Genomic DNA, 23,346 nt, shown 5'->3' with positions numbered 1-23,346 from the left:
CGTGATGAGAATATAATAAAAAAGAAGCAGCTTTGTGCTGCTTCTTTATCATGTCAGTATATGATTTACATAAAGACCAAGTTCAGTTTCCCATCTTTTAACTCCAATGAAGCATCAAACTTTTTCCCGTCAGCAGAAGTGAAGCCTTTGATGACATTTGTTTGCCCTTTAGTACATAATAATTTCACTTGAGGCACAGTGAGTTTCTTTTTCAGGAAGTGTCCTGGGAAGGTTTGCTTGCAACCATTTTTATAATTACTACAGCCGTAGAATTTAGGGTGTTCAATAATATTGCCTTTGCCGCATCTTGGACAAGGTGCGACTTCAGTTCGTGTGTACGAGCCCTTGCCTGAAGGAGACCGAGGAGGCAGCACAATATCAATCGTTTGTTTCTCCAGTTGGACAGGTACGTCTTCAATCAGTTTTTGAATAAATTTTGATACACTGCTTAGAAAATGTTGACCTGTCCCCTCACCATTACCTATTTTCTTCAAGTACGTTTCCCATTTCGCTGTCATGGAAGGACTGGCAAGCAGACTACCTTCGATGGTCTGACAGAGCACACGGCCTTTGTCAGTGATCGATACAATATTTTTTGTCACGGAAATATACCCGTGTTTTTTTATCGTCTCAATAATACCGCTTCGTGTAGCTTCGGTACCAAGCCCTTCGATCTCCTTTAAAATATCCGTTTCGCTTTGATCTTCCACCAACTTCCCGCACGTTTTCATCATAGCGATCAACTGGCCTTCTGTATAAGGTTTTGGTGGCTGTGTCGCACCTTCTTTAATGCCAATTTCACTTTGCACGGTTTCCTCTCTCTCAAGTGGCGGTAAGGCTGGTTCTTCGGAATCCTTTGCCTTCTTTGGCGCAGCAAAAAGTTCTTTCCAGCCTTTGTCGCGTTCTGTTTTGCCCGTTGTGAAGAATGGCAGACCGTTGACGTCGGTCGTTACTTTCGTTTCTGTATATAAGTAATCCCGATGGAACATAGCTAGTGTCGTTCGAATGACTTCTTCATAAAGGTTGCGCTCAAGTGGTGACAACTTTGTCAGTGCCGCAGGAGTCGGTAGTTTTTTTGTCGGGATGATGGCGTAGTGTTCCTGTACTTTCGAGTTGTCAACATATCGTTTTTTTGGTGTACGGGAAACGACTTCAAAAGGATGCTCGATTAGTTTTTGATAGTCTTCCACAGCCGCAATCAAGTAGTTGAATTCACTTGGTGTAATATGACGTGTATCGGTCCGTGGATACGATACAAGCTTCTTTTCGTATAATGTCTGCATAGTTTTCAATACAGTCGCAGGGCTTGCCTTCCATCGTCTGTTGGCAGTTGCTTGTAATGTTGAAAGTGAATGCAACTGTGGCGGTGTCGTACGTTTATCTGTATGGGTCAGCTCACTAATGATCCCAGGCGTTCGCTTTGTAATATTGCGGCTGTTGAGTGCTTCCGCAATTAATTCACGCTTAGGCTCCTTAAGTTTTGCCTTTCCTTTATACGTACCGTGCTCCGCAGTAAAAATGGCTTCCGCTTCGAAAAAAGGTTCTGATACGAACGTCTCGATTTCGCGCTGACGTTGATAAATCAAATAAACGGTAGGTGATTGCACACGACCAATAGGGAATACTTCTTGAACTCCTTTGGCTTTCAACAGAAGTGTATAGAGCCGAGAACCATTCATCCCTACAAGCCAGTCACTTATTTGTCGCGCCTTGGCTTCTTCATACAGTTGTAGATCTTGTCGATTATCCCGTAGGTTCTCGAAGCCTTTACGTACTTCATCCGATTCCAGCGAATTAATCCATAGTCGCTCAATCTTCTGGTTGCGAGCACCCGTCATATAGTAGATGGAATAAAATATATTTGAACCTTCGCGATCCACGTCACATGCGTTGATGACGTGATCGGTTGCGCGAATAAGCTTTTTAACGACCTGAAATTGCTTGTACTTTCCTGGCGCAACTTGAAATTCGTAGCGTTCCGGTAAAATTGGTAAACTGCCGAGTGACCAGCGTTTCCAGGCGGGATTGTATGTATGCGGCTCTTTTAATTCCACGAGATGCCCGACGCCCCATGTGATGAAGGCTCCTTGAGGGAATATGTCGCACGGTTGAATTTCAGTATAGCCGTCGTGTTTACGTGTAGTGAATGCATCTGCATAGGCCTTTGCTTGGCTTGGTTTTTCAGCTAGGATGACCGGTTTCATGCAATCGCCTCCATTTCGTTCGTAGTACGTTCGTTCTGTTAGTCGTATTATCTCATATTTTGGGGTGGGTGGCTATTAGGCATGTAGTGGAAAAGAGAGTTTTGAGATAAACAAAACAGGTAGAAGATCAATATAAGATCTAAAAAGATGTATGTACCTGTAACCTTTTACCGTCTCATACGAACTATTGTATAGAACCCATAGTGAGGAGCGGATTTTTTATGAAAATGAATAAAGTTGTAACCTTTGCGATGTTAGCTTTGCTTATTGGCGGCGTAGCAGTACCTCAAGCGGTTAGTGCGAGTGATGAAGAGAAGGCTGAAGTGACATCTGATGAAAAAGCTTTTATTAAAGTAGAAGGGACAATCGAAGGCATAGAAAAGAACGATGAGTTAACACTTTACACGATTAAAGGAGAAGAAGAATCGCCCGTATTGGCCATTACAGAAGAAACACTGCTATTCGATAATACCGGAAAAAAGATAGAATTGAAGAAAGGTGACAAAGTGTCTGCTTATACCCATGCGGATAAACCAAGGATTATGATTTATCCACCACAGTACACTCCGGATGCTGTCATTGTGGAAACAGATAAAGAGAACACCGCAGTAGTTGGAATATTTGATGACGAATTGGTGGATTCGTACTTGAAGCTACAGTTGAATATAGATGACGGTACAGACATTTCCAGCGCTTCAGGTAATAAAGTGAAAGCTGATGACTTGAAGAATAAAGACTTGCTAGTATTCTACAAAGAAACAACGCGGAGTATACCAGCTCAGACAATGCCAGAGAAAGTAGTTGTACTAGACGGAAATCCAGTAGATGAAGATGCTACTGTAGAACAGATCATAGAAGATGATCATTATATGGTTGACGGTGTGAAGATGGTACCGCTTCGTTTGCTTGCCGAGAAACTAGGCTATGTAGTGGATTCAACTGGTGTCGGTGCGATTGTATCAAAAGGTGCTCCATCTTATACGATTACTCGTGGACAGAAGGAATATGGCTACAATAAACTATTGATGAAGTTTGAAGTGGCACCGGAGCTACTGGAACCAAGGAAAACCTATGTACCGGTAGGGTTAATTGAAGAAATGATGAAGTAATGAAACTATATAAAAACAAGGCAGGCATCCGTGGACATCTGCCTTGTTTGCCATTTACATCAAGACTTCTTTTTCACTTGTTTCTTTTCTTTCGGATAGAGGTTTGTAAAGTAATCGTTCGTAATGTCCCGTACTTGTCCACTTAAGAATAGGACCGCAATCACGTTAGGAATTACTACGATTGCGAGTAATAGATCAAGGAACTTCCAGACGAACTGCAATCCACCAAGTGCTCCGATGATGATTGCCGCGATATATGCCACGCGTATTACGATGGAGAAGTTGGATCCGAATAAGAACTCCGCTTGCTTTTCTCCGTAATAAATAATGACTACAATCGTTGTAATCACGAACAAGAATAATACAATGGATATAATAATTCCGCCTAGGGAAGCACCAAATATTGTACTATACGCTTCTGTCACCATGTTCGCCGCGTTGTCTGCGTCAATGACTTTCCAAACGCCTGTAGTTAGTATGACGAGCGCAGTCATAGTACAAACGATCAATGTATCCACGACGACTTCAAAGACGCCCCAGAAACCTTGTTTGGCAGGATGACTATTCACTGCAGCTGCGTGTGCAATCGGTGCTGTACCGATACCGGCTTCATTGGAATATAATCCGCGGGCGAGTCCCCATCGAATAGCCGCTGCGACACCGGCCCCTGCGAAGCCGCCTGCCGCCGATATCGGTTGAAATGCATGTGTGAAAATCAAGCCAAATGCTGCGGGCACTGCATCGACATGAGCTCCGATAATAATGAGTGCTGTTAAAATATAGACCACGACCATGGATGGAATTAGACGTTCTGTTACACGCCCAATCGTTTTAATTCCTCCAAATGAAATGAGTGCAACCAGTAACGCGACGAGAATACCTGTTACGATTGGAGATAAACCAAATGAACCTTCAAGGGTCGTAGCGATGGAGTTAGATTGCACCATAGTACTCGCCATAACTTCTAACATGAGGGCGAATGCAAAGATATACGCAACCTTTTTCCAGCCAAGTCCCTTTTTTATGTAATACATCGGACCACCGACATAATCACCGGCAGCATTCTTTTCACGATATTTGATACCGAGCACGACTTCGGAATATTTCGTACCGATTCCGATCAGTGCCACAATCCACATCCAGAAGATCGCGCCAGGTCCACCTAGCGCGATGGCTACAGGAACTCCGACGATATTTGCTGCTCCCATCGTAGAGGCAAGTGCAGAGGTTGTTGCTTGAAAAGGGGTTAGCGTACCGTCCCCAGAACCTTTAGACATAATCCTTCCGAAGGTTTGACGAAAAATGTGAGGCATATAACGGAACTGGAAGAATTTCAGACGAATTGTGAGAAACAATCCGCCTCCCAGAAGTAAAATGATGATGGGTAATCCCCATAAAAAATCCGAGACGATTTCTACCCATTTCGTAAACGTATTCATTGGCAACGACTCCTTTGGTAGTTTGATACTATTCAAACATCTAGTTGTTTTGTTTCGGTTTACGAATTAGTTGTCTACTATACTAGTGAATGTATGGAAGAAATGTCAAATGAAATTAGAAATGTGCTCATTTTTAGTACTTGAGTCATTGTTGATAGATACACGATGAAACGTACATTTGAAAGAGATACGATAAGCCATTTTGCCGTATACTACTGTGCAAAATATATGGAATTGTTTGAAATCTGTTGACAGACGGCTATAGACCATGTAGTATTACGTTCAATATTACATTGCAGACTAAGAATGGAAATAGTAAAAATGTTTATGTCTATGCAGAGAGCTGATGGTTGGTGGAAATCAGCAGACGTACATTTTGAACTCATCCATGAGTCACTCCCTGAAAGTTCTACAGTAAGGGAAGTCGGTTTCCTCCGTTAACGGGATAGACAGTAATTGCTGTCGATAAGTGGATTTGCCAAGTATGGTGAATCAATTAGAGTGGTACCGCGAGTATAACCTCGTCTCTATATTTCAATATAGAGATGGGGTTTTTTGTCTTTATTTTTTTAAAAAAGGAGTGCAAAGAGATGAGCAGAAAAATTTGGGTTTTTGATACAACATTACGTGATGGAGAACAGGTACCAGGCGCTAAACTAAATCTTTATGAAAAAGTGGAGATTGCACAGCAATTAAAGAAGCTTGGCGTCGGCATTATCGAAGCTGGTTTTCCTGCTTCATCTCAAGGTGATTTTGAAGCGGTGAAAGCTGTTGCGCAGCGGGTAGGTAACACAAATGACATCATGATCACAGCATTGGCACGCGCGGTTCAGGCTGATATCGATTCAGTTTATCATGCAGTAAAGTATGCAGAAAACCCGATGATTCATATGGTGCTAGGTACTTCTGATATTCACGTGGAGAAAAAGTTCAACAAATCAAAGGACCAGATCCTTCAACTAGGCGTAGAAGCGGTGAAATATGCAAAAACCTTAATGCCTCAAGTTCAGTATTCAACGGAAGATGCATCACGCTCGGAATTCGAGTATTTATGGCATACAATCGAGTCTGTTGTGAATGCGGGTGCGACAATGATCAATGTGCCTGACACAGTGGGCTTTGCAGAGCCTGAAGAATTCGGTGCGATGATTTATAAATTAAATGACCGAATGAAAAACTTGAATCCGGATGTCTTATTAAGTGTTCACTGTCATAATGACCTAGGAATGGCGACGGCAAACACCTTAGCAGCGGTCAAGAATGGTGCGGATAAAGTAGAGTGTACAATGAATGGAATCGGAGAACGGGCAGGAAATGCTGCGCTTGAAGAGGTAGTCATGGCATTGAAAACAAGAAGCTCAATTTATAACGTGCGTACGCAAATCAACACAAAAGAAATTATGAATACTTCCCGTCTAGTATCTAGCTTCATGGGATTGGATGTGCAAGTGAACAAGGCGATTACAGGTGATAATGCTTTTGCGCACTCGTCGGGTATACATCAAGATGGCTTGTTGAAATCCCGTGATGCGTATGAAATTGTTCATCCGGAAGACGTTGGATTAGATGATATGGAATTGATTTTGACAGCACGGTCAGGACGACATGCTGTGAAAAACGCTCTTGAAAAGCTAGGCTTTACTCATATGAAGCCAGAGGAGTTTGAAGGGATTTTTGAAGGATTCCTAACATTGGCGGATATGAAAAAGGAAGTATATGACCATGATTTATATATAATTGTGGAAAACTATTATGAAAAGCATGATAAGGAAAACGTGACGAATTACAGCGGTCATTTCTTTGAATTTGAAGACTTACAAGTCGTCAGCAATTCTAGCTTCCCTTCAGCCAGCGTCAAAATTCGCAAAGGGGAAGAAATCTTCCAGTCGAGTGCTGTTGGCACGGGTCCAATCGATGCGCTGTATTCAGCAGTTGCAGAAATTACAAAGATACAAGTTAAATTGATTGGCTATGATATTAGCAGTGTTTCTCGAGGGAAAGACGCATTAGGAAAAGTGAAAATTACTATTGCACATGAAGGAGAAAATTATATCGCGAAGGCAGCTGACACTGATATTTTGAAAGCAAGTGCACTGGCGTACATCAATGCAATCAATAGTGTAATCGTAGCGAAAATAAAAGGAACTTCTGCACATAAGTTAGCCGTGAATATTTAATTTAAAATAAAGAGGCAACTGTTCGTTTTTGAATAGTTGCCTTTTCTTATGTGTGAATTTGAAGTAAAACAAAGAAGAGTCCTAAGCTTTTTTAATAGCATGGAATAATTAAACATAGTTCATTAAATCAATCTAACTAAGTAAATAAGATTTGCGGTATTATATTTATAGACTCTAGTAGATTGTACATAACGAAATAGTAAATACACTACTGTTTAATAAAAATCAATTACTATAACACAATTGACACGGTTAACTATTTATCGTTATCAATAAATATATTAATTTTAAGAAATAGGAGTTACGTGTAAATACCTTTACATATTTATTCTTTTGTTCGCTAAATTACTACCTAGTGAAGGATGCCTGAATAGAATATTCTGAAATTGGTGTTGACTAAATGAAAAATATGTATTAATGTATTGCTATATATAACGAATAAAGGCAACGTCGTTCAATACGCGTTATATTCGTATAAAGTAATATGAGAGAAAAGGGAGGATTTATCTATGTACAACCCAGAAATTGAAAGCGCACCCATTTCCGAAAAGCGAGAACTACAGCTTAAAGGATTAAAAAAGACAGTGGAAAACGTATATGAAAATGTAGGGTTTTATAGACAGAAATTCGATGAATTGCAAATTAAGCCTGAAGACATTCAATCGTTGGAGGATATTAAAAAGCTACCATTCACAAAGAAAAAAGATTTCCGTGATCAGTATCCATATGGACTATTTGCTATTCCTGTGGACGATGTTGCAAGAATCCATGGTTCATCTGGAACAAGTGGAAAGCCAACTATTGTCGGCTACTCAGAGCGTGATCTTAAGAACTGGGGAATTTTAGTGGCACGTGCTATCGTTGCTGCTGGCGGTAGAAAATCTGATGTATTTCATAATGCGTATGGGTATGGATTGTTTACAGGAGGACTTGGTCTTCATCAAGGTGCCGATGAATTAGGTGTAGCTACAATACCGATTTCTGGAGGGAATACAGAACGTCAAATCACAATAATCAATGATCTTAAGCCACGTGGAATATGTGGTACCCCGTCTTACGTCTTGAGTATCATTGAGAAGATGGAAGAACAAGGAATGGATCCACGTGAGACAAATCTTGCTTATGGCATATTTGGAGCAGAGGCTTGGTCTGAAAGCGTGCGTCAAAAGTTAGAACAGAAACTAGGAATAAAAGCTGTAGATATCTATGGATTAAGCGAAATTATGGGACCTGGTGTTGCGTCTGAATGTCATGAAGCGCAGGATGGATTACATATTGCAGATGATCATTTCTTTGTTGAAGTAATTAATCCCGATACACTTGAACCCGTTGCCGATGGAGAATTAGGAGAATTAGTATTTACTAGTTTGCAAAAGGAAGCGCTTCCAGTTATCCGTTACCGTACGGGAGATATTGCATCAATTACTCATGAGAAATGTAAATGTGGAAGAACAACGACTCGTATGTCACGTGTTAAAGGACGAACAGACGACATGATCATTGTTCGAGGAGTAAATGTTTTCCCTTCCGAGATTGAACGGGAATTACTTCAAATAGAAGGATTGTCACCTGTTTATCAAATTCAATTAGTTCGCAAAGGCGTTATGGATGCAATTGAATTACATATTGAGATTGAGATTTCTCTATATGAACAAGTTGGCTGTGACCTACTTCATGAATCCATCACGAGTATGAAGCGGAAGATCCAACGTAAGTTGAAGAATTCGTGTTTAATTTCAGTGGATGTTGTGTGTAATGAACCGAAAGCACTTCCAAGATCTGAAGGAAAAGCAACACGCGTTGTAGATAAGCGTGAAAATTCACCTGTAAGCGTATGACAATAACAACTGGATAAGGGCGTGAAGTGAGTGCAAGATTTTTTACAGTTCACATTAACGGGAATTACGATTGGAAGTATTTATGCAATTGTCGCCCTCGGTTTTGTTACCATTTATAGTGTGACGAAAGTTATCAACTTGGCTCAAGGTGAATTCGTCATGCTTGGTGGATTGACCATGTTTTCACTCGTTTCAGTAGGCGTGCCATATTGGCTTTCCTTTATTGCTACGATACTTTTTGTGACATTCATCGGGTGGCTAATGGAGTTCCTTTTGATACGTAGAGCCAAAGGTGCTGACGCGATCAGCTTAATCATTTTGACTATTGGAACTTCGATCTTCATCCGTGGAATCAGTAGTATGGTATGGGGAAAAGATCAACATACAGTAGCACCTTTCATGGATAATACTCCTGTTACAATTGGAGGCGCTTCCATTACCCCCCAATCCATTTGGGTCGTTTTGATTATGCTGTTAGTTGTCGGTCTTATGTATATGTTTATCGACAAAACAATGCTAGGAAAAGCATTCCAAGCATCCTCTGTAAACCCGATGGCTGCAAGATTAATGGGAATAAGTCCAAAAAGAATGTCTTCCTTTTCCTTTGTTTTAAGCGCTTCTCTTGGAGCTATTGCGGGCCTTGCGATCGCACCAATTATTTTCCCGGCCTATGATATGGGTGCTATGTTAGGCATTAAAGGATTTTCAGCAGCAATTCTAGGGGGACTAGGTAGTGCCCCCGGAGCTGTCATTGGTGGTTTGCTAATTGGACTATTTGAATCCATGGGTGCCGGCTATGTTAGTTCAGGAATGAAAGATATTATTACATTTTCAATATTTTTGCTTATATTGATTATTAGACCCAATGGTATTTTGGGTGAAAAAACTATTGGGAAAGGAGGGTTGTAATGAAGTTACAAGGCGTACAGCAGACGAAGTGGTGGGGCGTAGTTGTATTCATTGCTGCCATCCTCATATTTCCATTGGTAGTTACTCAGTCATTTTTTATTACACAGGCAACATTTGCAGGTATATACGCAATTATAGCCATCGGTTTAGGCTTGTTAATGGGTTATGCCGGACAAATATCTTTAGGACAGGCAGCATTTTATGGAGTGGGAGCATATACCACTTCGATTTTGACAGCTACGTGGGGATGGAGTCCTTGGCTTAGCTTGCCTATAGCTTTACTCGTTCCGGCTCTTCTAGCTTTTTTCATGGGATATACGATGTCACGTTTAAGTGGATATTACTTAGCTATGGCAACATTGGCTCTTGGTATAATCGTTCATGGTCTTTTGGTTGAAGGTAAAGGAATCACAATGGGAGCATCAGGATTTTATGGGATCCCCCAGCTGTCATTGTTTGGCATGACAATCAACCAAGGAGTTCCATATTACTTTCTAGTATGGTTTTTTGTTTTAATAGTTTTAATTCTATCACTGAACATTGTTCATTCTCGGGTTGGACGTGCACTCCGTTCTATACACGACTCAGAAATAGCCTCCAGCTCGATGGGGGTTAATACGGGCAGGTATAAAATGCAGGTGTTTATATTGAGCGCTGCATTTGCGGGGCTTGCCGGCTGGTTGTTTGCTCACATGAGTTACAGTATATCTCCATCTGCCTTTACATTTGATGCATCCATTCTTTTCTTAGCAATGGTCGTTCTCGGAGGAAGTGGAAGTGTATGGGGGGCATTAATAGGGGCTTTACTAATTCGTATGATCGGCATTACCGTTCACACACTTGGTGAGCAATTCTCGTTTATCACTAGTGATTCGGAACACGTGATTTATGGATTAATCTTAATATTAGTCGTTATCTTTATGCCAAAAGGTCTGTTTCCAACAGTAATAGACTGGTTTAAAAATACATCGATAAAAAGAGTAGAAAAAAAATCATCTGTACCCGTCACACCGATAGAACGAAGTGTTTCAGAATGAGAGGATGATGACATTGTTGCAAGTAGAATCAATTACAAAAAGATTTGGCGGAGTTGTAGCAAATAGCGATGTCAGCTTCTCTGTCGATGAAGGGCAAATTGTTGGGCTAATAGGACCGAACGGAGCAGGAAAAAGCACAATGTTCAATATGATATCTTCTATATTTCCACCGACCGAAGGAAATATTTTGTTTTGCGGGAAGAGGATTGATCTCCTCCCTTCATATAAAGTAGCTCCATTAGGCATATCACGGACCTTCCAAAACTTACAAGTGTTTAAAAATATGACAGTGATTGAGAATGTCATGGTAGGCCAGCATATGAGAACGAAGCAAAATCTTTCAGGAGTTGCTTCCATGTTACTTGGCATTGCAAAAAATGAGCGCAAAGTGTATGAAGAGGCAATGGATATCTTACGTTTTTTCAATCTAGAACTACTATACGATCAAAAGGCATCCAGTTTGTCATTAGGTAAATTGCGACTATTAGAATTTGCCCGTGCTTATGCCACAGAGCCTAAACTTCTTCTGTTGGATGAAATTGCAGCAGGATTAAATCATAGTGAGACGTCTGAAATGAGTGAGTTGATTAAAAGAGTAAGAGACTCTGGAGTAACCATTCTAGTCGTCGAGCATGATATGGATCTAGTCATGAGCATTTGCGATAAACTCGTTGTTTTGGATCAGGGCATGAAGATTGCAGAAGGAGCCCCAAAAGAAATTCAAGCGAATGAAGCGGTCATTGCGGCTTACTTAGGTGCTGAGATCGAGGAGGAAGTCGTATGAGTGAACAAAAGCTACTTGAGGTACTCGACTGTTCTGTAAGCTATGGACCGATTCAAGCATTGAATGGCGTATCACTGTCTGTTAAACAAGGAGAAATTGTCGCTTTGCTAGGTGCAAATGGAGCGGGTAAGACAACTCTTCTACAAACCATGTCTGGACTACTTCGACCGACAAGCGGCCAAGTTATCTATCAAGGCACGGATATTACAGGAATGGAAGCAGAAAAGATTGTTGAGAAACACTTAATTCATGTACCTGAACATCGTCAAATTTTTTCTACAATGACTGTGTTGGATAATTTATATTTAGGTGCTTACCATCATCGTAAAACTACTAACAAGCAGGCAATAGAAGAAAACATCAAAAAAGTTTTCGAATTATTCCCGATATTGAGTGACCGAAAAGATCAAATGGGTGGAACGATGTCTGGCGGTCAGCAACAAATGCTTGCGATTGCAAGAGGTATGATGGCAGAGCCTGACTTATTGTTATTAGACGAACCTACATTAGGACTAGCTCCACTTATAGCGAAGGACGTATTAGAACTAGTCGGTAATTTACGTAAGCAGTTTGGAACAACGATTTTATTAATAGAACAAAATTTACATGCATCCCTTAAAGTTGCTGATCGGGGGTATGTCATTTCTCATGGTGAAATCATTAAGAGCGGCAGTTCAAGTGAATTATTGAATGATCCGGAAGTAAAAGAAGCTTATTTAGGTCACACAGTACATTGATGATGGGGGATGAGAAGATGTTCAAAAAATTAACTATGTTATTTCTAGCAGTTATCATTTCATTGGTGCTAGCCGCATGTAGCGACACTGACGCGAAGTCCGAAAGTGGGGAACTGACAGAGTATAAGATCGGTGCCATTTATTCAAAAACGGGTCCAAACAGTCCGTTAGGCGAACCTGAATGGAATGCAGCAAAACTACTAGAAGAGAAAATCAATGCAGATGGTGGAATTAATGGCATTCCGCTAAAGATCATCTTGGCGGATGATGAATCCAGCCAGGAAAAAGCAACACAAGAAGCTAATCGATTAGTGAACGACGAAAAAGTATTAGCGTTACTCGGGTCTTCAGGTAGTGGTGAAAGCCTTGCTATGAAAGGAATCGCCTTGCAACAAAAAGTTACTATGATCTCGGCTGCAGCGAGTGCGCATGTCGTTGAACCTGTTGAAGATGCAGAATGGGTATTTAAAACACCGCAATCGGATAGACAAGCAGTTGAACGGGTTTATATGTATTTAAAAGAACAAGGAATTAAGAAAATTGGTACGATTAGTGATTCTAATGCGTTTGGCTCAAGTGGCTTAGAGCAATTGGAAGCTTTAGCAGATGACTATGATATTAAAATCGTAGCAAAAGAAAGCTATAATACACAAGATCCTGATATGAGTACGCAAGTGACGAAGATTAATAGTGCAAAAGCAGAAGCAATCGTCGTCTGGGGAACGAATCCAGGACCTGCCGTCATCGCAAAGAATGCGCATGATCTAGGAATTAGTTTACCGGTATTTGGAAGTCATGGCATTGCAAATCAAAACTTTATCTCTTTAGCGGGAGAGGCTGCAGAAGGTGTAGTAATTCCAACTGGAAAGCTATTATTCCCAGACCAGATTCCTAAAGATGATATACAGCACAGTGTATTATCAGAGTTCTACAATGAGTATACAGAAAAGTACGGCAGTGAACCGACTAACTTTGGTTCTTATGGCTATGACAATGTGATGTTGACAGTGGAAGCATTGAAGAATGGTGCTACTGATCGTGAAGCAATTCGAGATTATTTAGAAGAGAATATTAAAGACTGGATTGGTACGACAGGAGTTTATAATTACACAGCTGAAGATCATAATGGGCTTGGACCGGAGAGCTTTGTAATGGCGACTGTGAAGGATGGAAAATGGACATATATTGAATGATGTAAAAAGCACTGCGTCTTAGCAGTGCTTTTTGTATGAAGAGTTTTTAAACAACTACATATCTACTAAGTAAAATACGTCCGTGACGCAATGCTCTGGAATCTCGAAATGAAAATAAATTATTCTGAATATATTCTTGACAACGCTTACACATTGATTTAAGATACTAAGTATAACAAGAAAAGCTAACAACGTATTTTATGCGTTATACTTGGAAGGATCGATTTTCTTTCGATAGAGAGGAGAAGCCAGCATATGAGTAATGAACAGAAAGTTTATGATATAACAATAATTGGTGGCGGCCCTGTGGGTTTGTTTACATCCTTTTATGCAGGTATGCGTCAAATGTCGGTAAATTTGATTGAGAGTCTTCCGCAACTTGGCGGTCAACTAACAGCTTTGTATCCAGAGAAGTATATTTACGATATTGCAGGTTTCCCAAAAATCACTGGACAAAAACTTATTGACAATCTAGTTGAGCAGATGTCTCAGTTTGAACCAACTATCACACTTGAACAAGAGGTACGTGAAGTGACTAAGCAAGACGACGGGAACTTCAAAATCAAAACGAATAAAGAAACACATTATTCTAAGGCAATTATTATTACTGCAGGAAATGGTGCATTTCAACCTAGAAAGATTGAAATTGAAAACGCTGAACAATACGAGGGTAAAAACTTACATTACTTTATTAAAGATTTACAATACTTCGCAGGAAAGAATGTTCAGGTTCTTGGCGGTGGAGATTCTGCGGTAGATTGGTCTCTAATGCTTGAGCCGATTGCCAACAAAGTAACACTCGTTCACCGCCGCGATAAATTCCGCGCACATGAAGCTAGTGTTGAGAACTTAATGAATTCCAAAGTAGAAGTTAAAACACCATATATTCCATCATTATTTATTGGTGAAGATCATATTGAAAAAATCGTTCTAAGTAAAATGAAGTCAGACGAGGTAGAGGAAATCGCAATTGACGAAGTAATAGTCAACTATGGTTTCGTGTCTTCACTTGGTCCTATCAAGGATTGGGAACTAGAAATAGAAAAGAACAGCATTGTCGTTAATTCGAAAATGGAAACGAACATTAAAGGTATTTATGCTGTAGGCGACATTTGTACGTATCCAGGAAAAGTTAAACTTATAGCTAGCGGGTTTGGAGAAGCACCTACGGCTGTTAGTAATGCCAAGGTCTACATTGATCCAACGGCTAAAGTTCAAGCAACACATAGTACGACATTAATGGAGAAAAAGGAAAAGCTAGATCAGAAAAAAGTCCCGGTCAACTCTTGAACATTTGACTCATTAGAATAAAGGAGGACACCTTTTATGGCTACACATACTATTGTTGATCAATCAACTTGCATAGCGTGCGGTGCTTGCGGAGCAAGTGCACCTGACATTTTTGATTATAATGATGAAGGTTTTGCATTCGTACATCTAGATAATAATGAAGGTTCAGCAGAAGTCGATGAGGATTTATTGGATGATTTGGATGATGCGGTTGAGGGCTGCCCAACTGACTCCATTAAAGTATCAGAATATCCAATCGTTTTGGAAGAGGTCTAGTATTTTTTTGAGACCAAGTATAACAAAATTTGTGAAAAGACGTTAAGTTTGTTATATTTGATCGTTTAAATACGTATCTTGTGGTATTAACTTTTCAAAATCTAAAGGAGGAATTAGATAAATGGTAATGATGACAGCGATGACCGCAGATGAAAAGATGGAGTATTTCATGGAACGTATAGAAAGTGGCGAAAAGATCCAGGCAGATGATTGGATGCCGGAAGAGTATCGTCAAACGTTAATTAAACTCATTTCCATGCACGGAATCAGTGAAATTATGGGAGCGCTCCCTGAGAAAGAGTGGGTACCTAAAGCGCCTTCACTATACCGCAAACTTGGAATTATGGCGAAAGTACAAGATGAAATGGGTCACGGACAACTATTATTACGCGTAGCAGAAGATTTAATGAAGCCATATGGTAAAACTCGCGGTGATATCATGCAGGATCTATTCAATGAGGATCTGAAGTTTCATAATGTATTTCATATGGAAACAAAGACTTGGGCAGATGCAGGATTGATAGGTTGGTTAGTAGATGGGGCTGCAATCATTACACAAACGAATATGCTAGATGCATCTTACGGGCCGTATGCAAAGGCCTTACAACGTATTTGTGCAGAAGAAGTATTCCATGCGCAACACGGAGAGTCGATTATCATGGCACTTGCTGAAGGAACAGAAGAACAGAAAGCAATGGTGCAAGACGCGCTTAACCGCTGGTGGCCAGCACTGCTTATGTTTTTTGGACCTCCAAGTAAAGCTACGACAGGTGCATCAAAGCAAGAAGCTACTATTAAATATCGTATTCGTAAGAACACAAATGAAGAATTACGCCAGAGCTTCTTGGATAAATATATTCCGAGAATTCTATCGCTCAGTTTAACAATCCCGGATGCTACATTGCATTTCAATCAGGAGAAGAAACATTGGGTTTATCAGCAACCCGACTGGTCAGAGTTCAAAGAAATTATTAAAAATAATGGACCAAAATCACAAGCGCGTCTTAATCTTCGCCGTTCATCATATGAGAACAATGCGTGGGTACGTGAAGCGTTAAGTGCAATTGTTGAATAAAGGAGCGGAAGAGAATATGTCAGAGAAAACATTTTATCAAGAGTTTGAAGTATTTAGTAAACGCACCCATGCTGCGTCATTCCAGCACCAATTCGATTTACTAGCACCAAATGAAGATATGGCACTTATGATGGCACAAGAAAACTTTATGCGTCGTGAGCCAGTCGTTGATATATGGGTCGTAAATAAAAAAAATATCCGAAGTATGGATGAAGAAGAACGTCTTTCTTTGAGTCGTTTAGATAACAAAGATTACCGTACTACAAAAGGTTATGGTTACTTACGTAAAAAATGGCGTAAATACGAACAAGAAATGCTCGATGAGAAGGAAATCCTATCTTGGGCAGGAGGTAAAGAAAAATGAGTAATGTTGAAAAAATGATGAGTACGGAAGAGAAAAAAGCAGTAGAAACGCTTTTATTTCAGTTAGCAGATGATGATTTCCTGTTTTCATATCGTGGCTCTGAATGGTTGGGTCTAGCTCCGCATATAGAAGAGGATGTTGCATCATCTTCTATCACACAAGATTCCATGGGTCATGCAGCTATGTATTATAAGTTGCTAGAGGACTTAGGATTAGGTAATGCGGATGATCTAGCCCACTTACGCCCTGCAGTAGAACGAAAAAATAGCGTTTTGACTGAACGTATTAATGGTGACGGCTATTATATGGACACACCACAATATGATTGGGCTTATACAGTAGTTAGAAGTTACTTCTATACACAAGCGAAACGAGCGAAGATCAATTCACTTAAAGAAAGCTCATATAAACCACTCCAAGAGATTGCTGTAAAAGTTAGTATGGAACTCTATTATCATGTGATGCATTGGAAGTTATGGTTCAAACAATTACTAAGCTCCACAGAAGAAGCGAAAACTAAAATGATGAGTGCAATTGAATTGGTTGTTGCAGACATGGGAGATCTATTCTCTTATGGAGAACAAAAAGAACCGATTGAACGCTTTGACTTGATAGATTCAGAAGAAAAAATACAAAATGCTTGGCTTGAAGCATTACGTCCAACATTTGAAAAATTGGAATTGGATTTACCGATAATTCCTGAACCTAAGTTGAATGGACGTAATGGACAACACACAGATGAGTTGCAAGCAGCAATCGATACACTTTCTGAAGTGTACAGAATCGATACAGCCACTAACTGGTAATAGATAGAAAGAGGTGTTTTGGAAATGGTAGCTCTTATAAAAAACTCACAAAACTTGGAAGTATGGAAGGTGCTTGAAAGCGTCAAGGACCCTGAAATTGATACAGTCAGTATAGTGGATCTTGGAATGGTGGAGAAAGTGGAAGTTGAAGCCGAACAGATCAAGGTAACGTTATTGCCTACGTTTTTAGGTTGCCCGGCACTTGAAATCATCCGAACGAATACTAAGAATGCTGTGATGGGGCTATCTTTTGCCAAAAACGTCGAAGTAGAATTTATTTTCAGTCCTCCTTGGACATCTGATCGTGTGACGGAAAATGGAAAAAAAGGATTGAAAGAGTTTGGAATCGCTGCTCCACCGCGTCATCTGGAAGAAGATGGATCGTGGCACGTGGATTGCCCGTATTGTAATTCAACCTACGTCACGATGGAAAATATATTTGGACCAACTGCTTGTAGAAGTATTTTATATTGCAAGAGTTGTAAAACACCGTTCGAAGCAATGAAACCTGTATCAACAATAATGTAATTGGAGGATTTTAAATGGCTAAATTAATCGCACTATACAAACACCCTGAAAACAAAGAGGAATTTGACGAGCATTACTTCAATGTTCATTCACCACTCACAGCGAAGATTCCTGGCTTGCGTGAAATGAAAGTAACGAAATTCACTGGTAACCCAATGGGTGGAGAACCACCGTATTACTTGATGTGTGAAATGATTTACGATGATGCTGCATCATTAAAAGCAGGTTTGAGCTCTGATGAAGGAAAAGCTTCTGGAAAAGACTTGATGGGCTTTGCAGGTAAGCTAGTTACTTTAATGATAGGTGAAGACAGCGAATGACAGCCTTCAAATTCATAGAAACATCGGTTGATCAACAAATCGGCATCATTGAATTGAACAGACCTAAGCAATTGAACTCTTTAAATCGTTGTATGGTAGGTGAAATTCTCGAGGCGCTGCAAGCGTTTGATCGAAATGAGGAAGTACGTGTAATTTTGCTAGTTGGCAAAGGAAAAGCTTTCTCTGCTGGTGCTGATATAGAGGAGATGGCCGGGGCAGATTCAATGAGTCTCGAATTGTTGAATCAGTTTGCTGACTGGGATCAGATTCCTCTTATCAAAAAGCCCATCATCGGTGCAGTTCATGGATTTGTTTTTGGTGGAGGTTTTGAACTTGCCCTTTGCTGCGATGTCCTATTAGTCGCTGATGGCACAGAGTTTGCATTCCCTGAAGTGACGTTAGGTGTTATGCCAGGAGCTGGCGGGACGCAACGCTTAACTAAGTTAGTTGGACGTGCGAAAGCGATAGAGTGGCTGTGGACAGGTGAGCGAATCAAAGCTAATGAATTACAAAAATACGGAGTGATCAATCGAATCGTCTCTCCAGAGCTATTGCGCGAAGAAGCTTTACGGTTTGCAAATAAGATCGCTAGCATGCCGCCACTTGCTATCCGAATGATTAAGGATTCAGTGAACAAGGCGGTTGACTATCCACTGTATGAAGGTATGCAGTATGAGCGAAAGAACTTCTATCTCTTGTTTTCATCGGAGGATCAAAAAGAAGGAATGCAAGCTTTTGTCGAAAAGAGAAAACCGGTATATAAAGGAAGATAAGGAGACGACTTTCTATGTTTGAAACAATTCAATACGAGTTGAAAGATGGTATTGCTTGGCTGACATTGAATCGTCCTGATAAATTAAATGCATTCGTAGCTCAGATGAATCGTGAAATTAAAGATGCGTTGCGTATGGCATCAAAGGACGACAATGTAAGATGCATCGTCGTAACAGGAGCGGGTAGAGCGTTCTGTTCAGGCCAGGATCTGTCAGAAGTTGATGAACAAATGGATCATGGGCAAGTACTAAGAGATCACTACGGTCCAATGATTTTGGAGATAAAGAAATCGGAAAAGCCGATTATTGCAGCAGTCAATGGAGTAGCGGCCGGAGCGGGTTTTAGTCTAGCTTTAGCATGTGATTTACGTTTGATGTCTGAGAAAGCCAGCTACATAAATGCATTCATACATGTAGGACTCATTCCTGACTCTGGCAATCTGTTTTATCTATCGCAATTAGTTGGTTCAGCGAAAGCAGCAGAAATTTCAATTCTAGGTGAGAAAATCTCTGCAGCGCAGGCGTTGGATTTGGGTCTAGCAACAAGAGTTTATTCTCAAGAAGATTTTGAGGTAGAAGTGAAAGCGTTCGCAAAAGGTATTGCCACGAAGCCAACTAAGGCTATTGGACTAATTAAAAGAGGATTGAATGACGTTCAAACACTACCGTTTGAAGAATATCTTCAACGTGAAGCAGAAAGTCAGCGTATTGCTGGCTTAACTGAAGATCATGTAGAAGGTATCGAAGCATTTAAAAACAAAAGAAATCCTGAATTTATTGGAAAGTAAGAGGAGGAAATAAAATGACAAATGTTCAAGAGCAAGAAGTAGCACAAACGATGAAGCGTGATTTCTATAAATTGTTTATCAACGGAGAGCAAGTAGAGAGCAGCAATGGTGCTCGGACAAAAGTCTATAATCCCGCAACAGGAGAGCTCCTAGCGGAAGTCGCAAAAGCAACTCAAGAAGATGCACAACGCGCTATTGAAGCAGCACGTAATGCATTTGATAACGGGAAGTGGAAAATTACCCCAACGGGAAAACGTGCTCGTGTACTTAATAAAATTGCAGCGATCATGAGAAGTCGTTTTAGCGAATTAGTAGAACTAGAAGTACTGAATACGGGTAAAACTATTTCGGCAGCACAAGCTCAGATTAATCAGGCTGTAGAAGACTTTGAGTTTTATGCAGGGGCACTAGTTTCACACCGCGGCTCTGTAAATAACGTACCTGGCCAATTCCACAACTACACAGAAAAAGAGCCGGTTGGCGTATGTGCGCAAATTATTCCATGGAACTATCCTTTAATGATGGCAGCTTGGAAAGTTGCACCGGCACTTGCGGCAGGGTGTTCTGTAATTATTAAACCTGCATCTCTTACACCGCTGACAGCAATTATCTTAGGAGAAATTTGCCATGAAGCTGGAGTTCCCGAAGGTGTAGTAAACATCTTACCGGGATCAGGTTCTGAAATTGGAAACTATCTGGTTGAACATGATTTGGTAAACAAAGTAGCTTTCACAGGCTCTACACCGATTGGTAAAGATATTATGGCACGTGCTTCTGGCACATTGAAGCGTGTCACATTAGAGTTAGGCGGAAAATCACCAAGCCTAATCTTTGAAGACGCGGATATTGATCAAGCAGTAGATTGTTCTATCTATGGTATTTACAATAACACTGGACAGTCATGTGACGCACGTTCACGAATTTATATACATGAAGATGTGTATGATGAGTTCGTTGAGAAATTCGTTGAAAAAACTAATCGTATCGTTCTGGGTGATCCGTTCAGCAAAGGAACACATGTAGGGGCAGTAATTGACCAAGGACAATTGGATACTGTAAAAGAATATGTACAATCGGCAATTGATGAAGGGGCAGAAATTTTGGCCGGCGGTGAGCAAATACACCCTGAAGGCTTTGAGAAAGGTTTCTGGTATGCACCGACAGTTATCGGTAACGTGACGCAAGAAATGCGCGTAGTACAAGAAGAAATCTTTGGTCCTGTTGTTGTGCTTTCCAAGTTCTCAAATGAAAAAGAAGCGATCGCATTGGCGAATGACTCGGTGTTCGGTCTAGCATCATCTGTTTGGTCTAAAGATGGCGCACGTGCAACACGTGTTGCAAATCAAATCCAAGCGGGCATCGTCATGATCAACTCACCATTCTCTGCTTTCCCTGGAACACCATTCGGTGGATACAAGCAATCAGGATTTGGACGCGAGTTAGCTATTGAAACATTGGATCTTTACTCCGAGACGAAGAGTATCATGTCTTACTATGGATCTCGCCCATTAAACCCATTCGGACTGTAAAAAACATTACCTTAAAAGGAACAGGGGCTAGTTTGCATGCCGCTGTTCTTTCTTACTATAAATATGAAATAGCTATTTAAAGGGGGAAGTAAAATGATTAAAAATATAGTAGTTGTTGGTTCTGGCGTGATGGGTAGAGGTATTGCTTATGTAAGTGCATTAGGTGGATATTCTGTCACTATCGTAGATATTAATGAACAAGCATTGGCTAACGCAGAGAAAGAAATTGAGTTGATCATTACAAAAGGTGTGGATCGACAAAAAATCACGCAACAAGTAGCGAAAGAGCTTCGTACAAATCTTCATTTCGAAACGGAGTTAGCAATCGCGGCAAAAACAGCGGATCTAGTTATTGAAGCGGTACCTGAAATTGCAGATATAAAAAAACAAGTATTCCAAACGATTGAAGAAAATGCACCTAAATCCTGCTATTTTGCAACTAATACGTCAACTATGAGTCCAACTGAAATTGCATCGTACGGTCAACGTCCTGAACGCACTATTGCCATGCACTTTTTCAACCCTGTACATAAAATGCCACTTGTAGAAATTATACGCGGGCTAGAAACAAGTGATGAAACAGCAGAAGTCATTAGAAATGTAGCTGTAAAAATGGGGAAAGAAACGGTTGTCATCAATGAATTCCCTGGTTTTGTCACAAGCCGAATTAGCGCACTAGTCGGAAATGAGGCTTTTTACATGTTGCAAGAAGGCTTAGGCTCACCTGAAGAAATCGATAAAGCAATTAAATTGGGCCTAAACTATCCTATGGGACCCTTTGAATTAGTAGATTTAGTCGGACTAGATGCACGCTTGAATAACTTGAAATATCTCCACGAAAAACTTGGTGAAAAATATCGTCCTGCCCCTCTGCTAGAACAGTACGTTAAAGCTGGACGTCTCGGCAGAAAGAGTGGAATAGGAGTCTATGACTACACGGATAACAAGGAGATGGTGAAATCATGAAGGAAGTTGTAATCGTTGATGCAGTACGTACACCATTTGGAAGATATAAGGGGGCGCTAAAAGCAGTTCGTCCAGATGATTTGGGTGCAACAGTAATTAAGGCCTTAATTGATAGAAATCCAAATCTTCAAACTGAAGACATTGAAGAAGTGGTCTTTGGAAATGCGAATCAGGCAGGCGAAGATAATCGTAATGTGGCTCGTATGTCAGCCTTACTCGCCGGCTTGCCTATAGAAGTGGGCGGAACAACTATTAACCGCTTATGTGGATCGGGAATCGATGCAGTTATGTATGCAGCTAGAGCAATCATGGCAGGCGAAGGGGATGTCTTCATCGCAGGCGGTACGGAGAGTATGACACGCGCGCCATTTGTGATGGGGAAGCCTGAAGTAGAGTACCCACGTGGAGATATGAAAATGTATGACACGACTATTGGATGGCGCTTTACTAATAAGGAATTAGAAAAAATGTACGGATCTGACACCATGCCGAAAACAGCGGAAAATGTAGCGCAACGTTATAACATTTCGCGAGAAGAGCAAGATGCTTTTGCATATGAAAGTCAACGCCGTGCAAAAAGGGCAATTGAAGAAGGTACATTCAGCGAAGAAATTGTACCAGTTGTATATAAAGATCGTAAAGGCAATGAAATCATTGTGGATCGGGATGAACATCCACGTCCAGAATCTTCTGTCGATGCATTAGCAAAACTACGACCGATATTTGAAGGCGGCACAGTTACGGCGGGTAATGCATCAGGGGTAAATGATGGAGCAGCAGCTCTATTATTAATGAGTGCGGAGAAAGCGAAAGAACTCGGACTAAAGCCACTCGCAAAGTATGTTACAGGGGCAGTGGCAGGTCTTGAGCCGGCGGTGATGGGACTAGGTCCAATTGATGCATCGCGCAAGGCTTTAAACCGTGCAAACTTAACAATTGATGACATAGGCTTAGTAGAATTAAATGAGGCATTTGCTTCTCAATCGCTTGAATGTATTCGCCAACTAGAATTGGATACAGAGAAAGTAAATGTTAACGGTGGAGCGATTGCGTATGGACATCCACTAGGAGCAAGTGGGGCACGTATTTTGATGACTTTAATATATGAAATGAATAAGCGTGATACGCAGTACGGCCTGGCAACTATGTGTATAGGTGTGGGGCAAGGTATAGCAATGATCGTAGAAAAACCAGAAGTGTAAAA

The 23,346-nt window shown here is 40.7% G+C and carries 22 protein-coding genes and 1 other annotated feature; of the genes, 20 read left to right on the top strand and 2 right to left on the bottom strand.

The features are described 5' to 3' along the window. Positions 1-65 precede the first annotated feature (65 nt). Positions 66-2,204, bottom strand: a complete 2,139-nt coding sequence (locus CSV67_RS13190) for a type IA DNA topoisomerase (RefSeq protein WP_099632057.1) — start codon at positions 2,202-2,204, stop codon at positions 66-68. Between the two features lie 221 nt (positions 2,205-2,425). Here CSV67_RS13190 and CSV67_RS13185 point away from each other — a divergent pair, with 221 nt between their 5' ends. Next, positions 2,426-3,313, top strand: coding sequence for a stalk domain-containing protein (locus CSV67_RS13185; RefSeq protein WP_099632056.1), 888 nt, complete (start codon positions 2,426-2,428; stop codon positions 3,311-3,313). A gap of 59 nt (positions 3,314-3,372) precedes the next feature. On the opposite strand, the gene CSV67_RS13180 is transcribed toward CSV67_RS13185, so the two are convergent. Further along, positions 3,373-4,752 carry an alanine/glycine:cation symporter family protein gene (locus CSV67_RS13180; protein WP_099632055.1) on the bottom strand — a complete coding sequence of 460 codons (1,380 nt, stop codon included), beginning with the start codon at positions 4,750-4,752 and terminating at the stop codon, positions 3,373-3,375. A 293-nt stretch (positions 4,753-5,045) separates the two neighbouring features. Then, positions 5,046-5,284: a binding site (T-box leader), on the top strand. 58 nt (positions 5,285-5,342) lie between these two features. Between CSV67_RS13180 and CSV67_RS13175 the strand changes: the two genes are divergently transcribed. From CSV67_RS13175 to CSV67_RS13085, 19 genes are all read left to right on the top strand, one after another. Then, the gene (locus CSV67_RS13175) at positions 5,343-6,929 is read left to right on the top strand and encodes a 2-isopropylmalate synthase (protein WP_099632054.1); all 1,587 of its coding nucleotides are present in this window, start codon (positions 5,343-5,345) and stop codon (positions 6,927-6,929) included. Positions 6,930-7,438: 509 nt separating this feature from the next. After that, positions 7,439-8,767 (top strand): phenylacetate--CoA ligase family protein, encoded by a 1,329-nt coding sequence (locus CSV67_RS13170; RefSeq protein WP_099632053.1) that lies wholly within the window; start codon positions 7,439-7,441, stop codon positions 8,765-8,767. A gap of 30 nt (positions 8,768-8,797) precedes the next feature. Beyond that, the gene (locus tag CSV67_RS13165; RefSeq protein WP_099632052.1) at positions 8,798-9,676 is read left to right on the top strand and encodes a branched-chain amino acid ABC transporter permease; all 879 of its coding nucleotides are present in this window, start codon (positions 8,798-8,800) and stop codon (positions 9,674-9,676) included. Continuing rightward, on the top strand, positions 9,676-10,713 hold the full coding sequence (locus tag CSV67_RS13160; protein WP_099632051.1) for a branched-chain amino acid ABC transporter permease: 1,038 nt from the start codon (positions 9,676-9,678) through the stop codon (positions 10,711-10,713). The genes CSV67_RS13165 and CSV67_RS13160 overlap by 1 nt, the downstream gene beginning before the upstream one ends. 4 nt (positions 10,714-10,717) lie before the next feature. Further along, positions 10,718-11,497, top strand: a complete 780-nt coding sequence (locus CSV67_RS13155; RefSeq protein WP_099632050.1) for an ABC transporter ATP-binding protein — start codon at positions 10,718-10,720, stop codon at positions 11,495-11,497. After that, the gene (locus CSV67_RS13150) at positions 11,494-12,234 is read left to right on the top strand and encodes an ABC transporter ATP-binding protein (protein ID WP_099632049.1); all 741 of its coding nucleotides are present in this window, start codon (positions 11,494-11,496) and stop codon (positions 12,232-12,234) included. Before CSV67_RS13155 ends, CSV67_RS13150 begins: the two co-directional genes overlap by 4 nt. 17 nt (positions 12,235-12,251) lie before the next feature. Beyond that, a complete protein-coding gene (locus CSV67_RS13145; protein ID WP_099632048.1) occupies positions 12,252-13,427 on the top strand; it encodes an ABC transporter substrate-binding protein in 1,176 nt (391 codons plus the stop codon). Between the two features lie 255 nt (positions 13,428-13,682). Continuing rightward, positions 13,683-14,717 (top strand): NAD(P)/FAD-dependent oxidoreductase, encoded by a 1,035-nt coding sequence (locus CSV67_RS13140; RefSeq protein ID WP_099632047.1) that lies wholly within the window; start codon positions 13,683-13,685, stop codon positions 14,715-14,717. Between the two features lie 36 nt (positions 14,718-14,753). Continuing rightward, a complete protein-coding gene (locus tag CSV67_RS13135) occupies positions 14,754-14,993 on the top strand; it encodes a ferredoxin (RefSeq protein ID WP_099632046.1) in 240 nt (79 codons plus the stop codon). 121 nt (positions 14,994-15,114) lie between these two features. Then, positions 15,115-16,068, top strand: coding sequence for a 1,2-phenylacetyl-CoA epoxidase subunit PaaA (paaA, locus tag CSV67_RS13130; RefSeq protein ID WP_099632045.1), 954 nt, complete (start codon positions 15,115-15,117; stop codon positions 16,066-16,068). A gap of 16 nt (positions 16,069-16,084) precedes the next feature. Beyond that, on the top strand, positions 16,085-16,432 hold the full coding sequence (gene paaB, locus CSV67_RS13125; protein WP_099632044.1) for a 1,2-phenylacetyl-CoA epoxidase subunit PaaB: 348 nt from the start codon (positions 16,085-16,087) through the stop codon (positions 16,430-16,432). Continuing rightward, positions 16,429-17,238: a 1,2-phenylacetyl-CoA epoxidase subunit PaaC gene (paaC, locus tag CSV67_RS13120; protein ID WP_199173180.1), complete on the top strand. Its 810-nt coding sequence runs from the start codon at positions 16,429-16,431 to the stop codon at positions 17,236-17,238. The genes paaB and paaC overlap by 4 nt, the downstream gene beginning before the upstream one ends. Positions 17,239-17,262: 24 nt before the next feature. Then, positions 17,263-17,766: a 1,2-phenylacetyl-CoA epoxidase subunit PaaD gene (gene paaD / locus CSV67_RS13115; RefSeq protein ID WP_099632043.1), complete on the top strand. Its 504-nt coding sequence runs from the start codon at positions 17,263-17,265 to the stop codon at positions 17,764-17,766. A 14-nt stretch (positions 17,767-17,780) separates the two neighbouring features. Further along, positions 17,781-18,086, top strand: a complete 306-nt coding sequence (locus tag CSV67_RS13110) for an EthD family reductase (RefSeq protein WP_099632042.1) — start codon at positions 17,781-17,783, stop codon at positions 18,084-18,086. Then, positions 18,083-18,859 (top strand): enoyl-CoA hydratase/isomerase family protein, encoded by a 777-nt coding sequence (locus CSV67_RS13105; RefSeq protein WP_099632041.1) that lies wholly within the window; start codon positions 18,083-18,085, stop codon positions 18,857-18,859. The genes CSV67_RS13110 and CSV67_RS13105 overlap by 4 nt, the downstream gene beginning before the upstream one ends. A 14-nt stretch (positions 18,860-18,873) precedes the next feature. After that, entirely contained in the window at positions 18,874-19,647 is a 774-nt protein-coding gene (locus CSV67_RS13100; RefSeq protein ID WP_099632040.1) for an enoyl-CoA hydratase-related protein, read from the top strand. Positions 19,648-19,661: 14 nt separating this feature from the next. Then, entirely contained in the window at positions 19,662-21,176 is a 1,515-nt protein-coding gene (locus tag CSV67_RS13095; protein WP_099632039.1) for an aldehyde dehydrogenase family protein, read from the top strand. A 93-nt stretch (positions 21,177-21,269) separates the two neighbouring features. Beyond that, the gene (locus CSV67_RS13090) at positions 21,270-22,142 is read left to right on the top strand and encodes a 3-hydroxyacyl-CoA dehydrogenase (protein ID WP_099632038.1); all 873 of its coding nucleotides are present in this window, start codon (positions 21,270-21,272) and stop codon (positions 22,140-22,142) included. Beyond that, positions 22,139-23,344, top strand: a complete 1,206-nt coding sequence (locus tag CSV67_RS13085; RefSeq protein ID WP_099632037.1) for a thiolase family protein — start codon at positions 22,139-22,141, stop codon at positions 23,342-23,344. Before CSV67_RS13090 ends, CSV67_RS13085 begins: the two co-directional genes overlap by 4 nt. Positions 23,345-23,346: the final 2 nt, after the last annotated feature.

This window comes from Sporosarcina sp. P2 (assembly GCF_002743255.1).
GTDB lineage: Bacteria > Bacillota > Bacilli > Bacillales_A > Planococcaceae > Sporosarcina.
This window is presented reverse-complemented; position numbering and strand designations above follow the sequence as displayed.